Raw genomic sequence first — 24,966 nt, forward strand, 5'->3', positions numbered from 1 at the left:
ATGCCTTCTCTCCCTCAGCCGTTCGCCGCCCCGAACTGGTCCACCCAGCGGCGGAAGACGCCGGGGTCCGACAGGCCGGCCTGCTGGGCGGCGACCTTGCCGCCGGCGAAGCAGAACAGCGCGGGGATGCCCTGCACGCGGAAGCGCGCCGCCAGGTCCGGGTTGGCGTCGACGTCGATCTTGATGAAGCGGGCCCGCGGCTCCAGCTCTGCGGCCGCACGTGCGAAGAGCGGCGCCACGGCGCGGCACGGTCCGCACCAGGCCGCCCAGAAATCCACGATCAGGGGCAGGTCGCTCCTGGCCAGGTGCTTGTCGAAGCGCGCGCCGGTCAGCGCCACCGGCTCGCCGGTGAACAGCGGCTTCTGGCATTTCCCGCATTTCGCGCCATCGGCCAGGCGGGCGGGCGGCAGTCGGTTGGTGGCGTCGCAGTGCGGGCACACCACATGCAGGGCGTCGGGCATGGGACCTCCTTGCCGTTGACAACGCCGGGCCGAGCGTTCGGTTTTGGATGACGCCGCGTCGGCCGGCCTAGGTTGATGACCAGAAGAACCAGGAGACGTCCATGGGCCAGATCAAAGACCGTCCCGACCCCGCCCTCGCCGCCGTGCTCGATCCCATCGTCGACGCCGCCCTGGCGGAGGGCCGGATCGCCGGGGCCGTGGTGCTGGTGGGACGCAAGGGCGAACGCGCCTACGCCCGCGCCGCCGGCCTGGCCGACGTGGAGGCCGGGCGGCCCATGGCGCTGGACGCCATCTTCCGCGCCTCGTCGCTCACCAAGCCGATGGTCACCGCCGCGGTGCTTTCCCTCGTCGAGGACGGCGTCATCGGCCTGGACGACCCGGTCACCCGCTACCTGCCGGACTTCCAGCCCAAGTGGGACGGCCAGGTCCCGACCATCACGCTTCGCCAGTTGCTTACCCACACCGCTGGCCTGTCCTACGGCTTCATGCAGCCGGCCGACGGGCCCTACCTGAAGCTGGGAGTCTCGGACGGCATGGACCAGCCGGGGCTGGGGTTCCCCGAGGAACTCAAGCGGATCACGCAGGCGGGCCTGTTCTTCCCGCCCGGCGCGGCCTGGCTCTATTCCGTCGGCCTCGATGTGCTGGGCGCGGCGGTGGAGGAGGCCACGGGCAGGGGCTTGGGCGAGGTGGTGGCCGAGCGGGTGACGCGGAAACTGGGCCTGGCCGACACCGGCTTCGCCGTCTCCGACCGCATGCGCCTGGCCAGGGCCTATGCGGACGGACCGCCGCCCGTCCCTATGGGGGCGACCCACACCGTGCCCTTCGCGGAGCTGTCGGGGATCAAGTTCGCTCCCGACCGCATCTTCGACCCCGGTTCGTTCCCCTCCGGCGGCGCGGGCATGGCGTGCTCGGCCCCGGACTTCCACGCCTTCCTGGAGGCGATGCTGGACGGCGGGGGCGGGGTGGTCAGCGCCGAGACCGCCCAGGACATGCGGACCAACCAGACCGGCGGCCACGCGATCGTCACCAGCGGACCCGGCTGGGGCTTCGGCTTCGGCGGCGCGGTGATGCTGGATCCGGCGGCTGCGGGTTTGCCGCTGCCGGCGGGCGCCTGGATGTGGGGCGGGGTCTATGGCCACAGCTGGTTCGTCGATCCCGCCAGCCGCACCAGCTTCGTCCTGATGACCAACACCTCCACCGAAGGCATGAGCGGGCGGCTGTCGCAGGAGCTGATGGCGGCGGTGGCGGGAGGCTAGCCGACGCACGGCAAGCCTTGTGATCCGCCGCCGGGCGGTGGAATAGTCCGCCCGCTTTCGGGAGGGTTCCATGTTCAGGTTCGCCGCGGCTCTGGCCGCCACCACGCTCGTCGCCGGGTCGGCCGCCCAGGCCCAGACAGGGGCGCAACAGCCCGGCGAGGCCGGCTTCCGCGCGCTCTACAAGGAGCTGGTCGAGACCAACACCACCTTCTCGGCCGGAAGCTGCACCCTGGCCGCCGAACGCATGGCCGCGCGGCTGAAGGCGGCGGGCTTCGCGGACAGCGACATCACCCTCTTCACCCCGCCGGACCGGCCCAAGGACGGCGGTCTGGTCGCGGTCCTGCCCGGCAAGGACGCCAAGGCGAAGCCGATCCTGCTGCTGGCCCACATCGACGTCGTCGAGGCCAAGCGCGAGGACTGGACCCGCGATCCGTTCACCCTGGTCGAGGAAGACGGCTATTTCTATGGGCGCGGGTCGTCGGACGACAAGGCGCAGGCGGCGATCTGGACCGACCTGCTGATCCGCTTCAAGCAGGAGGGCTATAAGCCGCGGCGGGGGATCAAGATCGCGCTGACCTGCGGCGAGGAGGGTGGCGGACAGGTCAACGGGGCCGCCTGGCTGGCCGAGAACCGCCGCGAGCTGATCGACGCCGCGTTCGCCCTGAACGAGGGCGCGGGCGGGGCGCTCGACGCCCCCGGCGGCAAGCCCGTGGTGCACAACATCCAGGCCGGCGAGAAGAGTTCGGTCAGCTTCCGCCTGGAAGCCACCAACCCGGGCGGCCACTCCTCGCGCCCCGTGCCGGACAACGCGATCTATCAGCTCGCGAAGGCCATCGACCGGATCGCCGGCTATCAGTTCCCGGTGCAGATGAACGACACCACCCGGGCCTATTTCGGCAAGATGGCCTCGGTGGTCGGCGGCGAGACCGGGGCGGCCATGACCGCCATCGTCGCGAACCCAGCGGACGCCGGCGCGAACGCCATCCTGAGCCGCGACGCCAACTACAACGCCATCCTCCGCACCACCTGCGTCGCCACCCAGATTTCCGGCGGCCACGCCCAGAACGCCCTGCCCCAGCGGGCGAACGCCACGATCAACTGCCGGATCTTCCCCGGCGAGCCGCCCGCGGCCGTGCGCGACGCCCTGGTGAAGGCGGTGGGCGACGCCAAGGTCGAGGTGTCCCAGGCGCCCAAGGGCCGCGGCGAGAAGACCGCGCCGCCCCTGACCGCGCAGGTCGTCGGCCCGATCGAGAAGGTGTCGGCCCAGATGTGGCCGGGCATTCCGGTGGTGCCGCTGATGCAGGCGGGAGGCACCGACGCCGGGCCGCTGATCGCGGTGGGCATCCCGACCTACGGCGTCTCGGGCATCTTCTACGACCCCGATCTCGGACGCCTGCACGGCCTGAACGAGCGGATCGGGGTGAAGTCGCTGCTGGACGCGCGCGAGTTCAGCTACCGGCTGGTGAAGCTCTACGCCGAGGCCAAGTGACGGAGACCGTCCGCCTCTGGATCGCCGCCAGCCACGACGCCGCGCATCGCAACGGCGGATGGGCGTTCGTGCGTGTCGGCGCCGAGACGGTGTCGCGGGCCGGCGGCGACCGGCGAACGACGCGGGCGCGAACGATCCTCTCCGGCTTCCTGGCCGCGCTGAAGGACCTGCCGGCGGGCGCGGCGCTGGCCGTCGTGGCGCCGCGGGCCGACGCCCTGATCCTGCACAGCCTCCTGAAGCCGCCCGCCGATCCGCCGGCCGAAGACCAGGACCTGCGCGCGGTCCTGACCAAGGCCCTCGACGGGAAGGGCTGGACCCTGGCCGTGGGCGACCCCGCCGGCCCGACGCCCGCCGCCTTCACCGCGGCCTGGGCCGACACGGCGAGCGAGAAGGGCAAGATGGGCGGAGCCTTCCAGATCGCCATCCCGAAGACCAACCTGGCGAAGGTGAAGGGACTCTAGGCCCGGGAGGGCCGCCGGTCCTAGTGGATGTCGCTCATCCACACCCTGAGCGCCCGCAGGAACGGCAGGGCCTCGCGGAATTCCTTCTGGGTGAAGCCTTCGCGCAGCTTCTCCACCTTGGGGCGGATGGCGGCCATGGCGCGGCCATAGGCCTCGCGCCCGGCGGAGGTCATCCGCACGCGCTTCTTGCGCCGGTCGGCCGTACAGGGCTCCACCGAGACCAGCTTCGTACATTCCAGCCGCTGCAGGGTGTTGGTGATCGCCCCCGGCGTCATTTTCAGCGCCTCGGCGATGGTGGCCGGCGTGAGGTCGTCGCCGCGCCGGGCGATGAGGTTCAGAACCTCGTACTGCGGATAGGTCAGCCCCACCGGCAGGGCCCGCGAGATCGCCACGCGCACACCATGCTCGATCAGGCTGATCTCGTCGAAGACCTGGACTTCCGGATGTTCCTCGATCACCGCGCCCATACGACCCCTCCTGGCGAATCCTCGGCAGGAGAAGATTATCCTTCAATATCGAACGAGTTATTTCGACATTGAAGGAAGACTTGCGGCGGCCTCCACCGTTTCCCTGAGCCCCTGGCGCGCGAGTTCGTCGGCGCGCTCGTTGAACTCATGGCCGGCGTGACCCTTCACCCACCGCCACTTCACGTCGTGACGCGCACGGGCTTCGTCAAGGCGCCGCCACAGATCGTCGTTCTTCACGGGCTTGTTGTCGGCGGTCTTCCAGCCCCGGCGCTTCCAGTTGTGGATCCACTCCGAGATGCCCTTCATCACGTACTGGCTGTCGGTGTGCAGCTCGACCTGGCAGGGCTTCTTCAGGGCCTCCAGCGCGGCGATGGCGCCCATCAGCTCCATGCGGTTGTTGGTGGTGGCCAGCTCGCCGCCGGACAGCTCCTTGGTGGTCGCGCCATGCATGAGCACCGCGCCCCAGCCGCCCGGACCCGGATTCCCCGAGCAGGCGCCGTCGGTATAGATCACCACCCCAGGGGTCACGCCGCCGGCGTCCCGAACAGCACCAGGTCGGGCGAGCTGCGATGCACCGCCAGCTTGCGCTCGTATTCCAGCGGGTCCTTCGGCCTGACCAGGGCGCCGGCCGGGGTCGCGCCCCAATCGTGCAGCCGGGTGAGGAAGAACCGCATCGCCGCCCCGTGCGCCAGGATCGGCAGGGCCGCGCGCTCGGCGTCGCCGAGCGGCCGCAGGCTTTCGTACCCGCTCAGGAACTGGCGCGCGGAAGTGATGTTGAAACTGCCGTCCGGCTCGAAGCACCAGGCGTTCAGCGCCACCGCCACGTCGTACGCGAAGGCGTCCACGCACGCGAAATAGAAGTCGATGGTCCCGGCGAACTTCGGACCGGCGAAGAAGACGTTGTCCGGGAAGTAGTCGGCGTGGACCACGCCGGTTGGCAGGCCGCTGGGCCACCGCGCGGCCAGCATATCGAGGTCGCGGGCGATCACCTCCGACAGTCCGGGCTTCAGCCCCTCCGCGGCGCCGTGCAGCCTGGCGAACATCGGAGCCCAGGCCGCCTGGCCCAGATCGTTCTCGCGGCGCAGCGGGAAGCCCGCCGAGGCGAGGTGCAGCCCCGCCAGGCCGGCGCCGGCCTCCCGGCAATGCGCCGCGGTCGGCCGGCGCACCGACAGCCCGTTGAGGAACTCGACGATGGCGCAGGGCTTGCCCCGCACCCGCTTGATCAGCTCGCCGGCGCGATCCGCCTTGGGCTCGGCCGAGGGATAGCCGTGCCGGGCCAGCCACCGCATCAACTCCAGGAAGAACGGCAGGTCGGCCTCGTTCACCCGCTTCTCGTAGACGGTCAGGATGTAGCGCCCGGCCTCGGTCTCAAGCAGGAAGTTGGAGTTCTCCACGCCCTCGGCGATGCCCTTGAACGACAGGGCTGCGCCCAGGTCGAACTCGGCCAGCAGCTGCGCCAGCTCGTCGTCGGTGATGTCGGTGTAGACCGCCATGCGCCCCCGATGGGCGACCCCCACGGAGTCGTCAAGCGGCCCGTCGTGATCTCCGCGCCGTCGCGTGCTAAAACATGGGGCCTCGCGGGAGGAACCCATGATCGAGCTGAAGGTCGAGCGCATCGGAGACCGGGTGGCGGTCGTTCTGGATGACGAGGTTCTGAAGGCCCTTCACCTCAGTGTCGGCGATACGCTGCAGCTTGCGCCGACCGCCGACGGGTCGTTGCAGGCGACGGCCCGCGAGGGCTGGATCGACGACCCCCACGCCCGCGGCCGCGCCTTTCTGCGCCGCTACAACCGCACCTTCGAGCGGTTCGAGGGCTGAACGGACGGCCCTCGGACGCGTGAGGCTTGGCCTTCCCGGACGGGAATGCCTAGTTTGCGACATGAGCGTGACTGTCCGGGTGGCGACCCTCGCCGATGCGCCGCTGATCCTGTCCTTCATCCGCGAGCTGGCGGAGTACGAGCGGCTGCTGCACGAGGTGGAGGCGACCGAGGTCGATATCCGTCGCGACCTGTTCGGGGAGAACCCGCGCAGCTTCTGCGAGATCGCCGAGCACGATGGGCAGCCAGTAGGTTTCGCGCTGTGGTTCTATAACTATTCCACGTTCCAAGGGCGGGCCGGGATTTACCTGGAGGACCTGTTCGTGCGGCCGGAGGCGCGCGGCGTCGGGGCCGGCAAGGCCCTGCTGCGCAAGCTGGCCCAGCGCTGCATGGACGCCGACCTGGGCCGGTTGGAGTGGGCGGTGCTCAACTGGAACACTCCCTCGATCGAATTCTACGACAGCCTCGGGGCCAGCAGGAAGGACGACTGGACCGTGCGGCGGCTGGACGGCGAGGCGCTTGAACGCCTCGCGGGGTCATGAGCGCGCCGCCGAAGACCGTGCTCCACGCCTCGGCCTCGGAGGCCGAAGCCATTCGCCATGCCGTCCGCACGGTGGACGTCGCCACCCTGGGTCCCGGGCGGGAGCGCGCGGAGCTGAAGCACGTGCCCGCCCTGGTGGCGCTGCTGTCGGACGCGCGGGTGTCGGGGCCGATCTACGACCTGCCGCGCCCGATCGACGAAGACAGCGTCACCCGCTGGGTCGTGGAGAACCAGGCCCAGGCGCTGGCCGGCGAGGCCCTGTTGCTGGTCTCGCTGGACGCGGACGACGCGGTGGCCGGCTATTCCCGGATCACGGTCTGGCCGGAGCATTCCTCGGCAGAGCTTGCCGGGGCGGTTCGTGCCGACCTGCAGGGCCGTGGCCAGGGCGGCGTCGGCATGGCGCACACCTTCGGCTGGATCTTCGAGACCTTGGGCGTACGGCTGATGTGCCTGACCGCGGCCCTCGACAACGTCCGTTCGCAGAAGGGCATCGACGCGGCCGGCTTCCGGCGCATGGGCGAGCGCGAGGCCGTGCGCCCCGACGGGACGACGCGGCGCTCGGTCTACTGGGAACTGACCCGCGACGAGTGGCGCCAGCGGCATCGGCTGTAGGCGCGGTTCGCCCCTAGACGGCGATGTCGATGATCATGGGCTGGGCAGGGCGGCCTTCCTTGGCGGCCTTCTTGGCTTCCTCGGTCAGGGTCTCCTGCATGACCTCCTGGATGCGCTTGGCGATCTCGGCTTCCAGGGACGTCAGCACTTTGGAGCGCTCCTCGGGCGACATGGCGGCGAGCGAGGCGTCGTCGAGGCCGTTCTTGGCCTTCATCTCCTTCTCGATCTTCGCCTTCAGGGCCTCGAACTTCTTCTCCTGCGCCCAGGCGTAGAGGCCCTTCTCGCGCACTTCGTCGAGCTCGCTCTTCGCCCGTGCGGCCGCGGCCTCGGCCCGAGCCTTGGCGGCGTCGGCCGGGTCGGAGGTCTTGTCGGTCTTGTCGGTCTGACCAAGGCCCTTCGACGCCGTGGGCGTCCCCAGGGAAAGCATCGCGCCGATACCGTCGATAGCCATACGCTGCACTCCATTGCGTTGCGTATAGTTAAGCAAGAACTGGACCAGGTTCGGGAGCGTGCCGGCGCGCCAGCGCCGACGTGGTTCTAGAAGACTGCGCCTGCGGCGCTTAGGCAGCCCAGGCGGCGGCGAAGCGGCGGAGGAGGGCCAGGGCGGCGCTGTCGGCGAGGCCGGCGGTCGCAGTCAGGCGTACGAAGAGGTGGCCGGCGGGGCGGCGCCCGCTGGCGGGCAGGCCCTCGCCCTCGACCCGGACCAGGCCGCGCTCGGCCGCCTTGCTGTCGATCCAGACGCTGCGGCGGCCGATGGGGGTCTCGAGGGTGATGCGGCCGCCCTTCTTGAGCAGGCCCGGCGCGACCTTGGCGGTCATCCAGAGGTCGTCGCCGCGCACCAGGACGCCGTCGTGGGCGCGGATGTAGACGCAAAGTTCGGAACCGGCGGCGCGCACCTTGTCGCCGGAGCGAAGGCCCGGAGGCAGGCTGATGCGGATGAGCTGGCCGTCGGGCAGACGGTGGTCGACGTCGCCGCCCTCCAGCGCGAGCTGCGGCGTGATCTCCAGGTCGGGCTCGGGGGTGGGCCGGGCTCGCGCCGGGGCCTGGACGAAGCGTTCGCCCAGCGGGTCCTGGAGGCGCTGGTAGGCGTCGACCACCTGGCGGAAATGGTCCTCGTCGCCGCCGGCGTCGGGGTGGGCGCGCTTGGCGGCTTCGCGGAAGGCCCTGCGGACCTCGGCGGGGGTGGACGCCGAGCTGACGCCCAGCAGTTCGCGGGCGTATTTGAGGGACAGTTCGGGCGCCGGCCGAGTCATCAGCGGGGACCGTACGGTAAACGGGGTCAACGCTCCGTTAAGCCGGGCTTCTCGCTTGGACCTCGAGCGCGCTATATGCCGCCGGTGACCGACAAGACCCTCATCCCGCCGTCGCCCAGCGAGGACGACTACGTCCGCCAGGTGGCTTCCGCCGAACCGCCGGCGCTGCTCAGCGAGACCGATCCGTTCGCGCTGTTCGACGCCTGGTTCCAGGAGGCCGTCCAGAAGGAGGCCAACGACGCCAACGCCATGGCCCTGGCCACGGTCGACGCCGATGGCCTGCCGGACGTGCGGATGGTGCTGCTGAAGAGCGTCGATGCCGACGGCTTCGTCTTCTACACCAACCTGGAGAGCGCCAAGGGCCAGGAGCTGGCCAGTCAGCCGAAGGCGGCGCTGCTGTTCCACTGGAAGTCCCTGCGCCGCCAGGTGCGGATCCGCGGGACCGTGACGCCGACGACGGCCGAGGAGGCGGACGCCTATTTCGCGACCCGCGCGCGGCCGGCGCAGCTCGGCGCCTGGGCGTCCGACCAGTCGCGGACCCTGCCCGACCGGCTGGCCCTGGAGAAGAAGATCGCCGAGGTCGGGCTCCGCTACGGACTGGGCAAGGTCCCGCGCCCGCCGCACTGGTCGGGGTTCCGCGTGGCCCCGCAGAGCCTCGAGTTCTGGCGCGACCGGCCGTTCCGCCTGCACGAGCGGCTGGTGTTCGAGCGTGCGACCGGCGGCTGGACGACGCGCAGGCTGTTTCCTTGAGCGGGCTTGCGCCGACCGCCCTCGAAGCCGAGATCATGGCCTGGCTGAAGGCCGGCGCGGAGCGCCAGATCGACACCGCCTGCGCCCACGTCTTCCTGAAGCCCGACGCCGCCTGGAAGATGAAGCGTCATGCGGACCTGGGCTATGCCGACTTCTCGACCCTGGAACGCCGGCAGTGGGCGCTGGACCGCGAACTGGAGTTCAACAAGGCCGCGGCCCCGGACATCTATCGCGCCGTGCGGACGATCACCCGCGAGGCGGACGGTTCGCTGGCCCTCGGCGGCGGCGGCGAGGTGCTGGACCACGTGCTGGAGATGCGCCGCTTCGACGAAGGGGCGGTGCTGTCCGCCCACCCTGAGATCGTCGATGGCGACCTGGCCGAGACGCTGGGGCGGACCATCGCGGGCTTCCACGCCACCGCGCCGCTGCGGCCCGCGGGCGGGCTGACCGCGCTCGCCTTCACCGTCGGCTCCAACGCCCAGCTCCTGCGCGAGACCTGCGAGGGGCTGGACCAGGGGCGCGTCGAGACCATGATCGCGCTCGCCGAGGCCGAGCTGGAGCGGCAGGCCCCCTTGCTGGCGCACCGGTCGGCCACCGGGTTCGCGCGGCGCTGCCACGGCGACCTGCACCTGGGCAACATCCTGCTGGAGAACGGTCGCCCGGTGCTGTTCGACTGCATAGAGTTCAGCGACCTGCTGTCGGACCTGGACGTCCAGTACGATCTGGCGTTCCTGCTGATGGATCTGGACTTCCGCGGCCGCCGCGACGCCGCGGTCCGGGCGCTGTCGGCCTATATGGACGAGGCGGCGCGCCGGTTCCCCGCCGAGATCTGGGGCGGGCTGGCCTCGCTGCCGCTGATGCTGTCGGTGCGGGCCGGCGTGCGCGCGCATGTGTCGGCCCATTCCGGCGATCCGGCCGCGGCGCGGGCCTATGTGGAGGCCGCGATCGGCCACCTGTCGCCGCCGCCGCCGGTGCTGGCCGCCGTGGGCGGGTTGTCGGGCTCGGGCAAGTCCCACTTCTCGCGGGCGGTCGCCCCGGGACTGGGCGCCTCGCCGGGGGCGGTGATCCTGCGCACCGACGAGATCCGCAAGCGGCTGATGAACGTACCCCCCACGCGCACCATGGACCCGGCCGCCTACACCGCCGAGTTCTACGTCCGCACCTACGACACCATGATCGACAATGCGCGGGCGCTGCTGAAGGCCGGGCGCGCGGTGGTGCTGGACGCCACCTTCATCGACCCCGGGCTGCGGGCCCGCGTCGAGGCCCTGGCCGCCGAGTGTGGCGTGCCGTTCCGCGGCGCGTGGATGGACGCCCCGGTCGAGGTGCTGGAGGCGCGCGTGGCGGGCCGGACCGGCGACGCGTCGGACGCCACGGTGGCCGTGCTGCACGAGCAGGTGGACCGGCTGAAGACGCCGGTGGGCTGGCCGGTGGTGGACGCCCAGGCGCCGACCGCCGAGGCGGCAAGGGCCTGGAACGACAGCGTTGGTTGACGCTGCCGTTGCGGAGACGACATCGTCTCTCTAATCGAGACCGATAAGTAACAGCCGATAACTTAGGGGAAAGACGCGCAGATGCTGGGCCTGATGCAGAACTGGCCGTTGACGGTCGACAAGATCCTCGACCACGCCAAGGCCTGGCATGGCGACCGCGAGGTGGTCAGCCGCTCGGTCGAAGGGCCGATCGTGCGCACCACCTATGCCCAGATCCACGAGCGGGCGAAACGGGTCTCCAATGCGCTGAAGGCGCTGGGCGTCGGCCCCGGCGACCGCGTCGCCACCCTGGCCTGGAACACCGGCCGCCACGTCGAGGCCTGGTACGGCATCATGGGCATGGGGGCCGTCTGCCACACGCTGAACCCGCGGCTGTTCGCCGAGCAGCTCTGCTACATCGTCAACCATGCCGAGGATAAGGTCCTGCTGACGGACCTGACCTTCCTGCCGGTGCTGCTGGAAAACCGCGCCAAGATGCCGACGGTGAAGCACGTCGTCGTGCTGACCGACGCGGACGGCATGAAGGGCGTCAATTTCCCGGGCGCGCTCTGCTACGAGACCCTGGTGGAGCAGGCGTCGGCCGACTGCGAATGGGGCGGCTTCGACGAGAACACTGCGGCGGGCCTCTGCTACACCTCGGGCACGACCGGCAATCCGAAGGGAGTGCTCTACTCCCACCGCTCGAACTTCCTGCACACCATCATCACCATGGGGCGGGACGTCATGGACCTCTCGGCCACAGAGACGGTCCTGCCGGTGGTGCCGATGTTCCACGCCAACGCCTGGGGGCTGGCGCTGTCGTGCCCCGCGGCCGGCGCGAAACTGGTGATGCCCGGCGCCAAGCTGGACGGCGCCTCGGTGCATGAACTGATCGAGAGCGAGGGCGTCACCTTCTCGGCGGCCGTGCCGACGGTCTGGCAGATGCTCCTGACCCACTTGCGCGAGACGAACGGCAAGCTGACCACGCTGAAGCGGGTGGTGATCGGCGGCTCGGCGGTGCCGGAGGCCATCGTTCGCGGCTTCCGCGACGAGTACGGCGTGGACGTCACCCACGCCTGGGGCATGACCGAGCTGTCGCCGCTGGGGACCATCGCGGCGCCGACCGCGGCCATCGCCGCCATGGACGACGAGGCCCAACTCCGCTCGAAGCTGAAGCAGGGCCGCCCGCCGCTGGGCATCGAGATGAAGCTGGTCAACGACGCCGAGGAGCGGCTGCCGCACGACGGGACCACCTTCGGCAAACTCAAGGTGAAGGGCCCGTTCGTCGTGGGCGAGTACTTCAAGAGCGAGGGCGGGCAAATCCTGGACGAGGACGGCTTCTTCGACACCGGCGACGTGGCCACCATCGATGACCAGGGCTTCATGCAGATCACCGACCGGGCCAAGGACGTCATCAAGTCCGGCGGCGAGTGGATCAGCTCCATCGAGATCGAGAACATCGCCATGGGCCACCCCAAAGCGGCCAATGCGGCGGTGATCGGCGCGCTGCATCCCAAGTGGGACGAACGCCCGGTGCTGCTGGTGAAGCTGCGCGAGGGGGTCGAGGCGACCAAGGACGAGTTCCTGGCCTTCCTGGAAGGCAAGATCGCCAAGTGGTGGACCCCGGACGACGTGGTCTTCGTCGACGACATCCCGCTGGGCGCCACGGGCAAGATCGACAAGAAGCTGATCCGCGAGCGGATGAAGGACTACGTCCTGCCGACGACGAAGGCCAAGGAGAGCGCGTAGCATGCTCACGGCGGCGGTGGAGGCCGACCACCCCGAGATCATCGCGCTCACCAACCGCGCGTTCCGCGAGACCGGCCCGCAGGCGAGCTGGAACGTCGAGGATCTGATCGACGGCGAGCGGATCAACGAGTCGCTGCTGCGCGACGACCTGGCGACGCCAGGCGCGCATCTGCTGATCTGGCGCGACGAGGCCGGCGAGCACCTGGGCCACGTGCGGATGGACGAGCATCCGGACGGCCGCTGGCATCTGGGGATGCTGACTGTGCGGCCCGACCGGCAGGACGCGGGCCTGGGACGCACCCTGCTGGCGGCCAGCGAGGACTGGGCCCGCGCCCGCGGCGGCCGGAAGATCGACATGACGGTCATCCACCAGCGCGAGACCCTGATCGCCTGGTACGTGCGGCGCGGCTATGTGGTGACGGGACGGACGAAGCCGTTCCCCTACGACGACACCCGGTTCGGGCGGCCGACGCAGGCGGGCCTCTATTTCGACGTGCTCGAAAAGGCCCTCTAGATGCTGGCCTGCGTCCGGTAGAGGCCGGCGTAGGCGCCGCCTGCGGCCATCAGGGCGTCGTGGCTGCCCTGCTCGGCGATCCCCCGTTCCGTGAGCACCAGGATTCGGTCGGCGTTGCGCACGGTGGACAGGCGGTGGGCGATCACCAGCGTCGTCCGCTCGCGCGCAAGGGCCAGCAGGGCCTCCTGGACCGCCCGCTCGCTCTCGTTGTCGAGGGCGCTGGTGGCCTCGTCGAAGATCAGGATGGGAGGATCCTTGAGGAAGGCCCGGGCGATGGTCAGCCGCTGCTTCTGGCCCCCCGACAGCTTCACCCCGCGCTGGCCGATGTCGGTGTCGTAGCCGTCCGGCAGGGCCATGATGAAGCCGTGGGCGTTGGCGGCCTTCGCGGCGGCCACGACCTCGGCCTCGGACGCGCCGGGCCGGCCGTAGCGCAGGTTCTCGGCCACCGTGCCGGCGAACAGGTACACGTCCTGCTGCACCACCCCGATGTTCCGGCGCAGCGAGCCCAGGGTCAGGTCGCGGATGTCGTGGCCATCCACCAGGATCTGGCCCTCCGTCGCCTCGTAGAAGCGCGGGATGAGCCCACAGAGCGTGCTCTTGCCCACGCCCGAGGCCCCGACGAGGGCCACGAACTCGCCCGGCCGGACGTCCAGCGAGAGGTCGTTCAGGACCTGGCCTCCGCCCTCGTAGCGGAAACCCACATTGCGGAAGGCGATGGCCCCGCGCGCTCGGGCCAGGTCCGTGGCCCCCGGCCGGTCGCGGATGTCCGGCCGGACCTCGAGGATCTCCATCACCCGGGTGAAGCCGGTCCAGCCCTGCTGCCAGAGCCGCATGAAGTTGGCGAGGCGCTGGATCGGGTCGACGAGGACGGCGACGCACAGCAGGAAGGTCACCAGGTCGGCCACGCCCAGCGCGCCCTGGACCACCCGGACGCCGCCGCCGACGATGACCACGACGGTGAGGAGTTGGGCGAAGGTCTGCGTACCCGCTGAAAAGAAGGCCTCGCTGAGGTAGCCGGCCCGGCGGCTCTCCAGGAAGCGCTGGTTCTCGGCCTCGAAGCGGCGGACCTCCAGGTCCTCGTTGGCGAAGGACTTCACGACCCGGATACCGGACAGCGAGTCTTCCACCCGCTCGTTGATCTCGCCGATCCGCGCCCGGCTGATCTTGAGCGCCTGGCCCATGCGCCGGTTGAAGTGCAGCGCATAGAGCACGGCCAGCGGCATCAGGCCCACGATCAGCAGGGTCAGAGGCAGGTCGAGCAGGCTCAGGATCGCCACGGCCCCCACCAGCTTCAGCGCGGCGATCGCCAGGTCCTCCGGTCCGTGGTGGTAAAGCTCGCCCAGATTGAAGAGGTCGCCGGTGACCCGGCTCATGAGCTGGCCCACCCGCTGGCGGTCGTAGAAGCTGAAGGAGAGCTTCTGGCAATGCTCGAAGACTTCGCGCCGCAGTGCGGCCTCCATGCGGGCGCCCATGACGTGGCCCTTGTAGTCCACGAAGAGGAAGCTGGCGGTCTGCACGACCAGGAGCGCGAGCATCAACCCGCCCAGGGCGTAGATCGGTGCGAGCGCGGCATGCGCGCCCTCTACGGCCTGGAGGCGCTGGGTGACGGCCCGCGCGCAGAGCGGCAGGGCCAGCGCCGTCGCGGCGACGAAGACCGCGCAGGCCACGTCGGCCGCCAGCAGCGGCAGGTGCGGCCGGTAGTATGAGAGGAAGCGGTGGAGGCGTGTGCGCGGGGCCGGCGTCTGGACGTCGGTGGAGATCGCCGCGCGGGGCGGCGGAGGCGGAAGGTCGCTAGGTTCGGCGTCTGGCGCCGGCGCCCTCCGGATTTGCGAAGGCATGCTTCATGTCCTGAAGATGGATGGGAGCTCTCGGTTCGGACATGAAGGTTTTCATTGGTGGCTCCCCGGTCGGCGTTGCGACCTGGGGACTATGGCGCGAGCCCCGAAGCCGCGCAACTTTGGCGCTCAGCCCTCGGCCAGCGCCTTGGCGGCCAGGTCGCGCCAGTGGCGGCCTTCCTTGCGGAACTGGGCGGCCAGCTTGGTCAGGCGCTTGTCCATCTCGGCTATGGCGGCCTGGGCCTCGGCCTTGCGGCCGTTGCGGGCCATGAAGGCGGCGTAGCGGGCCTGGCCCTCGAAGCCGGGCATGCGCTGCGCGGCCTCGGCCAGGGCTGCGTCGGCCTCGGCGGTGCGTCCCACCGCCTCGTAGGCGCGGCCCAGGGCCAGGACGGCGGTGGGCGTGTGGCCTTCGGACGGGTCGCGGGTCAGGCGCTCCAGCACCGCCAGCGCCTCGGGCCCGCGGTTCAGCTCCAGCAGCGCGTTGGCGCGGCCCAGCAGCAGGGCGGGGTCCTCGGCGTGGATGCCTTGGGCGGCCTCCGCGTACAGGCGCTCGGCCTCCTCGTGGCGGCCCAGGGCCGTGGCGGCGTGGGCCAGGCGCGACTGGTTGCGGACGGTGGGCGTGTCCTCGCAGGCCTGTTTGGCCTCGCGGTATTCCCGCAGCGGGTCGAGGGCGGCGCGGGCCGATCGCTCCAGCCGCTGGGCCGTCTGGCCGCGGGTGAGGTCGGGCAGGACGATGGCGATGAAATAGACCAGCCCGCCCAGTGGCTGGAAGATCAGGATGATCCACAGCCAGAACAGCTCGCGGCCGGTGCGGACCACATGCACGGCCAGCGCGATCGAGAGGATCAGCGACAGGCCGATGAGCGGCAGCGAGCCGCCGAGCAGGCCCATCATGCTCACAGGTCACCCCCGGGCTGGCGGTTCTGGGCGAGCTTGCGGGGATCGGCCTTCTCGGCGGGGGCCAAGCGCATGACCTCGGTCTGGTACTTCTCGTCCTCGCCGAGGGCCAGCAGGGGGGCGGCGTCGGCGCAGGCCTGGAGCAGGGGTTCCACCCACTTCATGTCGGCCTTGTGGAAGTCCGACAGCACGTGGCCGTGGACCAGGTCCTTGTCGCCCGGATGGCCGGTGCCCAGCCGGGCGCGGCGGAAGTGCGGGCCGATCTGGGCGGTGATGGAGCGCACGCCGTTGTTGCCGGCCGCCCCGCCGCCGGCCTTCATCCGGAAGCGGCCGGGGGCCAGGTCGATCTCGTCGTAGAAGACCACCAGGTCGACCGCGGGATCCAGCTTGAAGAACTTCACCGCCTCGCCGACGGCGCGGCCGCTCTCGTTGTAATAGCCCGACGGCTTGAGGATCAGGGTGCGGACCGGACCCTGCGGCGTCTCGATCGCGCCCTCGGACACCTGGGCGTGGAAACGCGAACGCGCCGCGGGGAAGCCCCAGCGGCGCGCGATCTCGTCAACGGCCATGAAGCCGATGTTGTGGCGGTTCTTCGCGTAGGTCGGGCCAGGATTGCCCAGGCCGGCGATGAGCAGCACGTCGGCTCCCCGCGAAGAAGAGGCTTAAGCTTCGGCTTCGCCTTCGGTGGCTTCGGCTTCGTCGCCGCCCGTGTCGACCTTGGCGGCGGCGATGGAGGCCACCACGACGTCGCCCTCGACGGCGGCTTCGACCTTGGCCGGCAGCTTCAGGTCGGAGACGCGGATGCTGTCGCCGATTTCCTTGCCGGTCAGGTCGACCACGATCTCTTCCGGGATCGAGTCGGCGTGGCAGGCGACGGTCACGGTGTGGTGGGCGATGTTCAGCGAACCACCGCGCTTCAGGCCAGGCGATTCTTCCTGGTTGGAGAAGTGAACCGGCACTTCGATCTTGATCTGCTGGTGCTCGTCGACCCGGTACAGGTCGAAGTGCATCGGCTCATCCGTCACCGGATGCATGTCGATGGCCTTGGCGATGACCGGCTGGGTCTCGGAGCCGTACTTCAGGGTCACCAGGTGGCCCAGCAGCTTGCCCGTGTAGAGCGCCTTGCGGAACTCGTTGGACTTCACCGCGATGGCCACCGGGTCCTTGGAGCCGCCGTACAGCACGCCGGGAACCATGCCGCCGCGGCGGGTGGCGCGCGCGCCACCGGTGCCGGTCTGCTCGCGCACTTCAACGTTCAAAACGATATCGGCCATGGCCATGCCTCAAAACGAAACCGCCGCGCGTCTCGCGCGCGGCGATGGAAGTCAAACCCACAAGGGTCGAAAGGGTGCGCGTAGATACACAAAAGCCCTGCCGGACGCAACCGGGCGCCGGCCAGGATCGACGCGGACCCTTCAGCTCTTCCTCTTGCCCTTCTTGACGGCCGGGGACTTCTTGGTCGGCATGCCCTTGGCGATGGTCTTGGCGTCGGGGATGTAGCGGGCCTCGTAGGGCTCGGGCAGGCCGGCCGCGCGGATCACGCAGCGGCCGGTGTCCATCATCACGTGCTGGCCCAGGCAGAAGACGTCCTCGTAGTTCGGCCGCGACACCGCCAGGCACTGGTACAGGTTGAGCTTGGACGTGCTCATGCACATGCCGATGTTCGGCTCGTGGGTCAGGGCCGTGAGTTGTTCGGCGTTGGCGTCGGTGGCCTCGCCCAGGACCGCCAGGGCGGCGATCGCCAGGCCGCGGATCACCGTCGGCGTATAGGGCGGCGGGGCGGCCGTGGCGGTCAGGCCCAGCGAGGCCACGCCGGTCGAGGCCTGCTGCAGGCGCGCGGTCTCGGCCACGTCGCCCATCATGGCGGTGGCGGAGACCGACTTGGCGCCGGCGAGGCGCACGTCACGGCTGGCCACCTCGGCCTTGGACCAGGGCTGCTTCTGGATGTCGTAGGCGGCCTGCTTGATCGCCTTGCCCTGGTCGTACAGGCGCTGGGCGTCGCCGCCGAGGGTGGCGATCACCAGCCCCGCGGCGCTGTCCGAGCCGGAGATCCCCACCGCATAGGCCGGATCCTTCATGATCTCGTAGGCGATCTGGCGCCGCTGGACGGGGTCCTTGGCGTAGACACGGACGCCTTCGACGAAGGCCTTGTCCTGCAGCGCCACGACCGCCGAATAGGCGATGGCCCCGCGCACCAGCTGGTTGGGCTCATATGACGCGCCCACCTGGACCGATCGGGCGACGCCGGCGCCGTCGGCGAAGTCCGGCGTGATCGCCGTGGTGCGGGTCATGTAGCCGCGGTAGGCGGCGGCCAGCTCGATCAGCTTGGGCGACAGGCTGACGGTGGGCGCGGCGGGCGGCGGCGGCGTGATCACCGGGGGCGGGGCCTCGGCGCAGCTCACCAGCAAGGCGGCGGCCACGGTGGCGGCGAGAACGGCTCGGACCGGAAAACGAAGCAGCATCAGGCGACCTTCCCCCTCTTGCGAGTGGTGATTCTTCTTGTCCGCCCCCGAACGGTCCCTGGATTAACCGGCGGCATATGCGCTCGGCAAGCGTCGCCGGTGGAACAACCGGCCGCCAGGACCCGCTAATCGAACAGTTTCGACACGCTCTCTTCGTTGGCGATGCGGCGGATCGCCTCGCCGATCAGGGCCGCGCAGCTCACGTAGCGGATCTTCGGCGTGTTCTCGACCCGGTCCGGCGCGGCGATGGAATCGGTCATCACCAGCTCCTTCAGCACCGAGGCCTGGACCCGCTCGATCGCCCCGCCCGAGAGGACACCGTGGGTGACATAGGCCGAGACCTCGGTCGCGCCGCCGTCGATCAGGGCCTGGGCCGCGTTGCAGAGGGTGCCGCCGCCATCGATCATGTCGTCGAACAGGATGCAGCGTCGGCCGTTGACGTCGCCGATGATGTTGGCGACCTCGCTCTTGCCCGGTCCCGAGCGGCGCTTGTCGACGATGGCGAGCTCGGTGTTGAGCCGGCTGGCCACCGCCAGCGCCCGGACCACGCCGCCCACGTCGGGCGAGACGATCATGATGTCCTTGGGCTTTTCGTAGTTGTCCTTGATGTCGGAGGCCAGCAGCGGCGCGGACAGCAGGTTGTCGGTGGGGATGTCGAAGAACCCTTGGATCTGGCCGGAGTGCAGATCCATCGTCAGCACGCGGTCGGCGCCGGCGCGGGTGATCAGGTTGGCGACCAGCTTGGCCGAGATGGGCGTGCGGCCGCCGGTCTTCCGGTCCTGGCGCGCATAGCCGAAGTAGGGTGTCACGGCCGTGATCCGCCGGGCCGAGGCGCGCTTCAGCGCGTCGATGCAGACCAGCAGCTCCATCAGGTGGTCGTTGGCCGGGTAGCTGGTCGACTGCAGGATGAAGACGTCCTCGCCGCGGACGTTCTCGTCGATGGTGACCCAGACCTCGTTGTCGGCGAACCGCTTCACCTGGGCCCGCGTCAGGGGCACGTCGAGATGGGATGCCACGGCCTGGGCCAGCATACGATTCGAGTTGCCGGCCAGCAGCTTCATCGGACCCCGACTCCCATGGTGGATTTGCGCGGCTTGTAGCAGGGGATCGCGTGGGGGCAAGGGCCTCATCGGGCCTTCGATCACGGGGGCTCTATTGGTCAGGGTCCGGCGTGGCCGCTATGCCGGAGGCCGACGCCAACTCCCGACGCCCTCACCCGGAGCCGCATGCCCCATCATACCCCGCTGATCGCCACCATCGTCGCCGGCCTGACGGTCGCCTTCGCGCTCGGCGCGCTGGCGCACAGGTTCCGCATCTCGCCGCTGGTCGGATACCTCGCCGCGGGGGTCCTCGTGGGCCCGTTCACGCCGGGCTATGTGGCGGACGCCGGCCTTGCGCAGGAACTGGCCGAGATCGGCGTGATCCTGCTGATGTTCGGTGTAGGGCTGCACTTCTCTCTCAAGGACTTGCTGTCCGTCCGCGCCATCGCCATTCCGGGCGCCTTGGGCCAGATGGCGGCGGCGACGCTGCTCGGCATGGGGCTGGGATACCTGATGGGGTGGCCGCCGGTGGCCGGCCTGGTCTTCGGCCTGGCGCTGTCGGTGGCTTCGACCGTCGTGCTGCTGCGCGCGCTGCAGGAACGGCGGATCGTTCAGACCGACAAGGGCCGCATCGCGGTCGGATGGCTGATCGTCGAGGACCTGGCCATGGTCCTGGCGCTAGTGCTGCTGCCGGCGCTGGCCGGCGCGCTCGCGCCGTCCGCCGCCGGGGCCGACATGGTCAGCGCCTGGATGCTGCCGCTGGCCATCACCATCGGCAAGGTGATCGCCTTCGTGGCCTTCATGCTGATCGTGGGCCGCCGCGTCATCCCGTGGATCCTGCACTGGACGGCCCACACCGGCTCGCGCGAGCTGTTCCGGCTGGCGGTGCTGGCCATCGCGCTGGGCGTGGCCTTCGGCGCGGCGCTGCTGTTCGACGTGTCCTTCGCCTTGGGCGCGTTCTTCGCCGGCATGCTGCTGGCCGAGTCCGAGCTGAGCCAGCGGGCGGCGGAAGAGACCCTTCCGCTGCGCGACGCCTTCGCGGTGCTGTTCTTCGTCTCGGTCGGCATGCTGTTCAACCCGAACGTGCTGGTCGACCAGATCTGGCCTCTCCTCGCGACGGTCGCGATCATCGTGTTCGGAAAGTCGCTCGCCGCCTTCGTGATCGTGCGCGGCTTCCGGCACGACAACGCCACGGCCCTGACCATCGCCGCGTCCCTGGCCCAGATCGGCGAGTTCTCCTTCATCCTCGCGGGACTGGGCGTCGGGCTGAACCTGCTGCCGGAGGAAGGGCGCGACCTGATCCTCGGCGGAGCCATCATCTCCATTCTCCTGAACCCGCTGATCTTCGCCGCGGTCATGCGCACGCGGCCCAAGCTCAAGGCGATCGAGGTCAAGGCGCCCGAGCCCGCCAACGACTTCCTGCCGACGGCGCTCACCGAGCACGTGATCCTGGTCGGCTTCGGTCGGGTGGGGGCGGCGGTGGCCGAGGGGCTGGAGGCCGCGGGGCGTCCTTTCCTGGTGGTCGAGCTCGACGACGCCTCACGCCGCCGTGCGCGGACGGCCGGCTTCGAAGTGCTGGCCGGCAACGCCGCGGACCCGCAGGTCCTGGCCGCCGCCGGCGCCGTCGCCGCCCGCAAGCTGATCTGCACCATTCCCGACGGCTTCGAGGCCGGCGGGGTGACCGAGGAGGCGCGGCGGGTGAATCCCGACCTTCGGATCATCGCCCGGGCCCATTCCGACGCCGAGGTGGAGCACCTGCGGAAACATGGATGCGACCTGGCGATCTCGGGCGAACGCGAGCTGGCCGCGGCGATGCTGGCGCAGCTTCGGCCGGCGAAGGAAGAGTTGCCTCCGCTGGTCCCGCCCGCGCCGGCCGCGGCCGAGGGCCGCGCGCTGCTGGACGACGCCGAGTGGGCGTTGCTCTCCGTGGCGCGCCTCGACGAGCTGGCGGCCGGCCAGGCCGTCGACCGCGAGGGGCTGTTCGAGGGCGCCGAGCGCCTGGGCAGCTTCGGGACCGAGCGGCTGCAAAGCGCCGTCGCCGGCCTGATCGCCAAGGACCTGATGGCCGACCTGGGCGGCGGGCGTGTGGCCCTGACCTCCGCTGGCGTGCGCAACGCCGCGCACGCGCCGGTCTATTAGGTCAGCACGATCGCCGAGAGCAGGCGGCCGTAGTCCGGTTCGCCCTGCTTGAAGGCGCGGCGGTTGGAGAAGAACAGGTCGGGCTCGGCGCAGGTGTCGCGGCCGATCCATTCGCAAGCGGCGATCCCGGCCGCCTCCAGCCGCATCAGCACGAAGGCCGGTAGGTCGAACTGACGCTTGTCGGGCGCCGCGCCCGCCGTGAAGAACCGGCCATAGGCGCGGTCGGCGTCGGTGAAGCGCTGCACGTACTCGAGGCCAACCTCGTAGGACGCCGGCGCGATGCAGGGTCCGACCGCGGCGACGATGCGCTCGCGCCGCGCGCCCAGGCCCTCCATCCGCGCGATGGCCGACTCCGCGACGCCGGTCAGGGCGCCCTTCCACCCGGCATGGGCGGCGGCCACGACCCGGGCCTCGGCGTCGGCGAACAGGATCGGGGCGCAGTCGGCGGCCAGCGCGCCGCAGACGACGCCGGTGGTGGCGCTGACCACGCCGTCCGCCTGGGGCGGCCCGGCCGGCCAGGGGCCATCGGCCACCAGGGCCGTGGCGGAATGGACCTGGTAGGCGGTGACCAGCTCCCCGCCGAGGTGGTTGGCGGCGCGACGGCGGTTCTCGGCCACCGCCTCGGGATCGTCCTTGGAGCCCACCCCGACGTTCAGGCTGGCGTAGATGCCGGTCGAGACCCCGCCCTGCCGGGTGAAGAAGGCGTGGCGGACGCCGGGCAGGTCCAGCAGCTTCGAGGTCAGGGTCGGGAGCCGGGTCATCTCAGTCTTCCTCGAACGCCGGCGGCGTCCAGCCGGGCGAATACAGGCAACAGGCCTTGAACAGGTCGCCCATCTGGTCACCGCCGACCAGCCGGTTGAGCTGGCGACCGATGGTCTCGGACCGGTCGGGGCGCGCCCGCATCAGCGCCTCGGCCCGCTCGCCCACGCCCAGCCGCGCCAGGAAGGCGGCCTGGGTCAGGATCGCCGAGCCAGCGCCCATGCGCTCGGCCGCCGCCCGTACGGCCGGGAAGTCGGCGTGCACGGTCAGGTCCGCCTCGCCGGGGCAGGCCAGCGGGTCCACCCGTTCGTGGCGCACCAGCGCCTGCAGCGTGTCGCCGAAGCCCGGCCGGTCGCGGCCGTAGTCGATCAGCAGCGCCGCCCCGCCGTCCCGCACCAGCCGCTCGCCCAGGGCCGCGCCCAGCGCCTCCTGCTGCGCGGAGATCTCGCAGACCACGCCCTCCCGCGCGTCGGGCAGCGGCGCGGCGGCCGGGACGAGGCCGAACTGCAGCGTCCCGTCGCCGCCCACGCCCACCACCTGCTCGGCCCAGCCCGTGGCGGTGCGGACGAACTGGCGCACGGGCAGGCAGTCCAGCAGCTCGTTGGCGATCAGGATCATGGGCGAACCGCCCGGAACTTCGTCCAGCGCCCGGGCCCAGTGCGCGGCGCCGCCTAGGCGCTCGCGCTGTAGCGCGGCCAGGGGCTCGGAGGTCTCCACCAGCCAGACGTCGGCGGCCTCCAGGAAGGCGGGCGACAGGCGTCCCGCCGCCCGCAGCACGTCGCCCATCAGGGTCCCGTCGCCGGGGCCCATTTCCACCAGGACGAACGGCGACGGGGCGCCCATCGCCTGCCAGGCCGAGATCGCCCAGACGCCGACCAGCTCGCCGAACATCTGGCTCACCAGCGGCGCGGTGATGAAATCGCCGCCCTCGCCCAGGGCCGGGCGGGTCGCGTAGTAGCCGTCCTGCGGGTCGTGCAGGCAGGCGGTCATGTACTGGGCGACGGTCAGGGGCCCGGTCTGGGCGATCTGCGCCGCCAGCCGATCAAGCAGGCTCATTCGCAGGCCGGCCCGCAGGCTCTCCGGTGGCGGCGGGCAGCGCCGGGGGCAACGGCTCGCGCATCCCGCGCCAGATCAGGAACAGGCCGGCCAGCACCATCGGGATCGACAGGATCATCCCCATGGTCAGGCCGAACGGGAAGTCGGGCATGCCCTGGTCCGGCTCGCGCACCGTCTCGATGGCGATGCGGAAGATCCCGTAGAACAGCACGAAGATCCCGGAGATCACGCCGCGCCGGTTGCCCAGCTTCGCCCCATGGGTGGCCCAGCGCAGGATCAGGAACAGGATCAGCCCTTCGAACGCCGCCTCGTAGAGCTGGCTGGGATGGCGGACGACGTCGCCGGCCGGACAGTAGCCATAGGTCTCGCGGATCTGGTCGTTGCAGAACACGAAGCCCCAGGGCAGGCCCGGCGCCTCGCGGCCCCACAGCTCGCCGTTGACGAAGTTGGCGCACCTGCCGAGGAAGTGGCCGATGGGATAGGCCGGCGCCACCACGTCGGCGATCCGCAGCAGGTCCAGCTTGTTGCGCCAGGCGAAGCCGACCATCGCGATGGACACGCCGATCACCCCGCCGTGGAAGCTCATCCCGCCTTCCCAGACCTTGAAGATGCCGATCGGGTCGGTCCAGATCATGGCCGGCGTGTAGAACAGGACGTGCCCCAGCCGGCCGCCCCCGATGACCCCGATGGCGATCCACAGGATCAGGTCATCCATCTGTTCGGGCGTGAACGGCGCCGGGCGATGCGTCCAGAGCGCCGTATTCCTCAACAGGCCTGTGGCATAGCGCCACCCCAGCAGGATGCCCGCCACATAGGCCAGCGCATACCAGCGGATGGCGAAGGGGCCGAGCTGCACGAGGACGGGGTCGATGTCGGGGAAGGGCACTTCTTAGGCGACTCCTGCGTTCCAATAGCGACTTAGAGGAGAAGCCATTCGCTTTCATCCCCCGCAGGGCCATATAGACAGGTCGGACGGCCCGTTTTGGCCAAAGAAGACAAAAGATGCAGACGCAAAACCCAATCCTCGACGAGATCGCCAAGCTGACCACCGCCGCCATGGGCTTGGCCCAGGCCGCCGGTGACGAGGCCAAGGCGGCCTTCCGCAGCCAGACCGATCGGCTGGTGGCGGAAATGGATCTCGTGCGACGTGAAGACTACGACGTGCTGAAGGCCGAAGTGGCCGCTCTTCGTCAGGAAATCGAGGCGTTGAAGGCGGCAAAACCGGCCCGCAAGACCTCGAAGCCCGAATGATCACAGCGCACGTCACGCGAAAGCTGTTCGCGCGTCACAAGAACTCGCTGACACTGGGTTCAAGAAACGGTTTAGGTTCATTGATGCGGACGATTCGGGGGCGGCGTTCCGTTCTCCGTCCGAGTCGAAAGGCGTCGTGATGGACACCTCCCAGACGGACGACAGCGTCGTCCTGACGAACGATCCCCTCGACGTCGTCGAGCATGTCCTCACAGCTGAGAACCTGCCGTTCGATCGCACCGAGGACGGCGACCTTGCCTTCACCCTTGCCGGTGACTGGAAGGACTACGAGCTCTGGTTCGCCTGGCGGCCCGAGGGCGACACCCTTCAGCTCTGCCTGTCCATGGACCTCGCGGTGCCGAAAGCGCAGCGCCAGACGGCACAGGAGCTGATCGCCACGATCAACCCTCGCGTGTGGCTTGGCCATTTCGAACTGTGGGACGAGGGCGAGATCATATTCCGGCACGGCATGGCGCTGATGTCGAACGAGCAGCCCAGCCTGGCCCAGGCCGCGGCGATGATCGACGTGGCGGTGGAAGCCGCCGACCGGTTCTTCCCGGCCTACGACTTCCTCCTGCGCGGCGCCAAGACCCCGCAGGAAGCTATCGCCGCCTGCATGTTCGAGACGGTCGGCGAGGCCTGACGCCACATCCTCTTCCCTCGCGCTGCGCGTCGGGGGAGAGGA

General features: G+C 70.2%; 28 protein-coding genes. 13 read left to right on the plus strand and 15 right to left on the minus strand.

Annotation, left to right across the window (positions count from 1 at the left end; genetic code table 11):
- Nucleotides 1–14: 14 nt before the first annotated feature.
- Nucleotides 15–461: a thioredoxin TrxC gene (gene trxC / locus EPO51_RS09635; RefSeq protein WP_293349291.1), complete on the minus strand. Its 447-nt coding sequence runs from the start codon at nt 459–461 to the stop codon at nt 15–17.
- 101 nt (nt 462–562) lie between these two features.
- On the opposite strand from trxC, the gene EPO51_RS09640 reads away from it, so the two are divergent.
- The 3 genes from EPO51_RS09640 to EPO51_RS09650 all read left to right on the plus strand — a co-directional run bounded on the left by EPO51_RS09640 (nt 563) and on the right by EPO51_RS09650 (nt 3,667).
- Nucleotides 563–1,717: a serine hydrolase domain-containing protein gene (locus EPO51_RS09640; protein WP_293349293.1), complete on the plus strand. Its 1,155-nt coding sequence runs from the start codon at nt 563–565 to the stop codon at nt 1,715–1,717.
- A 70-nt stretch (nt 1,718–1,787) separates the two neighbouring features.
- On the plus strand, nt 1,788–3,206 hold the full coding sequence (locus tag EPO51_RS09645; protein WP_293349295.1) for a M20/M25/M40 family metallo-hydrolase: 1,419 nt from the start codon (nt 1,788–1,790) through the stop codon (nt 3,204–3,206).
- Nucleotides 3,203–3,667, plus strand: coding sequence for a hypothetical protein (locus EPO51_RS09650; RefSeq protein ID WP_293349297.1), 465 nt, complete (start codon nt 3,203–3,205; stop codon nt 3,665–3,667). Before EPO51_RS09645 ends, EPO51_RS09650 begins: the two co-directional genes overlap by 4 nt.
- Before the next feature lie 20 nt (nt 3,668–3,687).
- On the opposite strand, the gene EPO51_RS09655 is transcribed toward EPO51_RS09650, so the two are convergent.
- The 3 genes from EPO51_RS09655 to thrB are packed head-to-tail and all read right to left on the minus strand — an operon-like array spanning nt 3,688 to nt 5,627.
- Complete coding sequence (locus EPO51_RS09655; RefSeq protein ID WP_293349299.1) at nt 3,688–4,134, minus strand: MarR family winged helix-turn-helix transcriptional regulator; 447 nt, start codon at nt 4,132–4,134, stop codon at nt 3,688–3,690.
- 57 nt (nt 4,135–4,191) lie between these two features.
- On the minus strand, nt 4,192–4,662 hold the full coding sequence (gene rnhA / locus EPO51_RS09660) for a ribonuclease HI (protein ID WP_293349301.1): 471 nt from the start codon (nt 4,660–4,662) through the stop codon (nt 4,192–4,194).
- Nucleotides 4,659–5,627 (minus strand): homoserine kinase, encoded by a 969-nt coding sequence (thrB, locus tag EPO51_RS09665; protein WP_293349303.1) that lies wholly within the window; start codon nt 5,625–5,627, stop codon nt 4,659–4,661. The genes rnhA and thrB overlap by 4 nt, the downstream gene beginning before the upstream one ends.
- A 97-nt stretch (nt 5,628–5,724) precedes the next feature.
- Here thrB and EPO51_RS09670 point away from each other — a divergent pair, with 97 nt between their 5' ends.
- From EPO51_RS09670 to EPO51_RS09680, 3 genes are all read left to right on the plus strand, one after another.
- Nucleotides 5,725–5,952, plus strand: coding sequence for an AbrB/MazE/SpoVT family DNA-binding domain-containing protein (locus EPO51_RS09670; protein ID WP_293349305.1), 228 nt, complete (start codon nt 5,725–5,727; stop codon nt 5,950–5,952).
- Between the two features lie 61 nt (nt 5,953–6,013).
- A complete protein-coding gene (locus tag EPO51_RS09675) occupies nt 6,014–6,493 on the plus strand; it encodes a GNAT family N-acetyltransferase (RefSeq protein WP_293349307.1) in 480 nt (159 codons plus the stop codon).
- Entirely contained in the window at nt 6,490–7,104 is a 615-nt protein-coding gene (locus EPO51_RS09680; protein WP_293349309.1) for a GNAT family N-acetyltransferase, read from the plus strand. The genes EPO51_RS09675 and EPO51_RS09680 overlap by 4 nt, the downstream gene beginning before the upstream one ends.
- Nucleotides 7,105–7,117: 13 nt before the next feature.
- Here EPO51_RS09680 and EPO51_RS09685 read toward each other — a convergent pair whose 3' ends face one another.
- Both EPO51_RS09685 and EPO51_RS09690 read right to left on the minus strand, forming a co-directional pair.
- Complete coding sequence (locus tag EPO51_RS09685; protein ID WP_293349311.1) at nt 7,118–7,555, minus strand: hypothetical protein; 438 nt, start codon at nt 7,553–7,555, stop codon at nt 7,118–7,120.
- Between the two features lie 109 nt (nt 7,556–7,664).
- A complete protein-coding gene (locus EPO51_RS09690) occupies nt 7,665–8,357 on the minus strand; it encodes a DnaJ domain-containing protein (protein ID WP_293349313.1) in 693 nt (230 codons plus the stop codon).
- 75 nt (nt 8,358–8,432) lie between these two features.
- On the opposite strand from EPO51_RS09690, the gene pdxH reads away from it, so the two are divergent.
- The 4 genes from pdxH to EPO51_RS09710 all read left to right on the plus strand — a co-directional run bounded on the left by pdxH (nt 8,433) and on the right by EPO51_RS09710 (nt 12,842).
- Nucleotides 8,433–9,107, plus strand: a complete 675-nt coding sequence (pdxH, locus tag EPO51_RS09695; protein WP_293349315.1) for a pyridoxamine 5'-phosphate oxidase — start codon at nt 8,433–8,435, stop codon at nt 9,105–9,107.
- Entirely contained in the window at nt 9,104–10,600 is a 1,497-nt protein-coding gene (locus EPO51_RS09700; protein WP_293349317.1) for a bifunctional aminoglycoside phosphotransferase/ATP-binding protein, read from the plus strand. Before pdxH ends, EPO51_RS09700 begins: the two co-directional genes overlap by 4 nt.
- Before the next feature lie 81 nt (nt 10,601–10,681).
- Nucleotides 10,682–12,328: a long-chain-fatty-acid--CoA ligase gene (locus tag EPO51_RS09705; RefSeq protein WP_293349319.1), complete on the plus strand. Its 1,647-nt coding sequence runs from the start codon at nt 10,682–10,684 to the stop codon at nt 12,326–12,328.
- Nucleotide 12,329: 1 nt separating this feature from the next.
- The gene (locus tag EPO51_RS09710) at nt 12,330–12,842 is read left to right on the plus strand and encodes a GNAT family N-acetyltransferase (protein WP_293349321.1); all 513 of its coding nucleotides are present in this window, start codon (nt 12,330–12,332) and stop codon (nt 12,840–12,842) included.
- Here the strand turns inward: EPO51_RS09710 and EPO51_RS09715 are convergent.
- The 6 genes from EPO51_RS09715 to EPO51_RS09740 all read right to left on the minus strand — a co-directional run bounded on the left by EPO51_RS09715 (nt 12,839) and on the right by EPO51_RS09740 (nt 19,097).
- Nucleotides 12,839–14,680: an ABC transporter ATP-binding protein gene (locus EPO51_RS09715; protein WP_293349323.1), complete on the minus strand. Its 1,842-nt coding sequence runs from the start codon at nt 14,678–14,680 to the stop codon at nt 12,839–12,841. The genes EPO51_RS09710 and EPO51_RS09715 overlap by 4 nt on opposite strands.
- Nucleotides 14,681–14,806: 126 nt before the next feature.
- Nucleotides 14,807–15,571: a tetratricopeptide repeat protein gene (locus EPO51_RS09720; RefSeq protein ID WP_293349968.1), complete on the minus strand. Its 765-nt coding sequence runs from the start codon at nt 15,569–15,571 to the stop codon at nt 14,807–14,809.
- A 2-nt stretch (nt 15,572–15,573) separates the two neighbouring features.
- Nucleotides 15,574–16,212, minus strand: a complete 639-nt coding sequence (pth, locus tag EPO51_RS09725) for an aminoacyl-tRNA hydrolase (protein ID WP_293349325.1) — start codon at nt 16,210–16,212, stop codon at nt 15,574–15,576.
- A gap of 24 nt (nt 16,213–16,236) precedes the next feature.
- Entirely contained in the window at nt 16,237–16,848 is a 612-nt protein-coding gene (locus tag EPO51_RS09730; protein ID WP_293349327.1) for a 50S ribosomal protein L25/general stress protein Ctc, read from the minus strand.
- Nucleotides 16,849–16,989: 141 nt separating this feature from the next.
- Entirely contained in the window at nt 16,990–18,036 is a 1,047-nt protein-coding gene (locus EPO51_RS09735) for a hypothetical protein (protein WP_293349329.1), read from the minus strand.
- 125 nt (nt 18,037–18,161) lie between these two features.
- Complete coding sequence (locus EPO51_RS09740) at nt 18,162–19,097, minus strand: ribose-phosphate pyrophosphokinase (RefSeq protein WP_293349332.1); 936 nt, start codon at nt 19,095–19,097, stop codon at nt 18,162–18,164.
- A 165-nt stretch (nt 19,098–19,262) separates the two neighbouring features.
- Here EPO51_RS09740 and ybaL point away from each other — a divergent pair, with 165 nt between their 5' ends.
- On the plus strand, nt 19,263–21,215 hold the full coding sequence (gene ybaL / locus EPO51_RS09745) for a YbaL family putative K(+) efflux transporter (protein WP_293349335.1): 1,953 nt from the start codon (nt 19,263–19,265) through the stop codon (nt 21,213–21,215).
- Here ybaL and pgeF read toward each other — a convergent pair.
- From pgeF to lgt, 3 genes are read right to left on the minus strand one after another with little or no spacing between them, the layout of a single operon-like run.
- The gene (gene pgeF / locus EPO51_RS09750; RefSeq protein WP_293349338.1) at nt 21,212–21,976 is read right to left on the minus strand and encodes a peptidoglycan editing factor PgeF; all 765 of its coding nucleotides are present in this window, start codon (nt 21,974–21,976) and stop codon (nt 21,212–21,214) included. The two genes, ybaL and pgeF, sit on opposite strands and share 4 nt — an antisense overlap.
- 1 nt (nt 21,977) lies before the next feature.
- Nucleotides 21,978–23,030 carry a class I SAM-dependent methyltransferase gene (locus EPO51_RS09755; RefSeq protein ID WP_293349341.1) on the minus strand — a complete coding sequence of 351 codons (1,053 nt, stop codon included), beginning with the start codon at nt 23,028–23,030 and terminating at the stop codon, nt 21,978–21,980.
- A complete protein-coding gene (lgt, locus tag EPO51_RS09760; RefSeq protein ID WP_293349344.1) occupies nt 23,017–23,916 on the minus strand; it encodes a prolipoprotein diacylglyceryl transferase in 900 nt (299 codons plus the stop codon). The genes EPO51_RS09755 and lgt overlap by 14 nt, the downstream gene beginning before the upstream one ends.
- A gap of 116 nt (nt 23,917–24,032) precedes the next feature.
- Between lgt and EPO51_RS09765 the strand changes: the two genes are divergently transcribed.
- Nucleotides 24,033–24,281: an accessory factor UbiK family protein gene (locus tag EPO51_RS09765; RefSeq protein WP_293349347.1), complete on the plus strand. Its 249-nt coding sequence runs from the start codon at nt 24,033–24,035 to the stop codon at nt 24,279–24,281.
- Nucleotides 24,282–24,420: 139 nt separating this feature from the next.
- A complete protein-coding gene (locus tag EPO51_RS09770) occupies nt 24,421–24,924 on the plus strand; it encodes a type III secretion system chaperone family protein (protein WP_293349350.1) in 504 nt (167 codons plus the stop codon).
- The last annotated feature ends 42 nt before the right edge of the window (nt 24,925–24,966 follow it).

The organism is Phenylobacterium sp. (assembly GCF_004297125.1).
Lineage (GTDB): Bacteria > Pseudomonadota > Alphaproteobacteria > Caulobacterales > Caulobacteraceae > Phenylobacterium.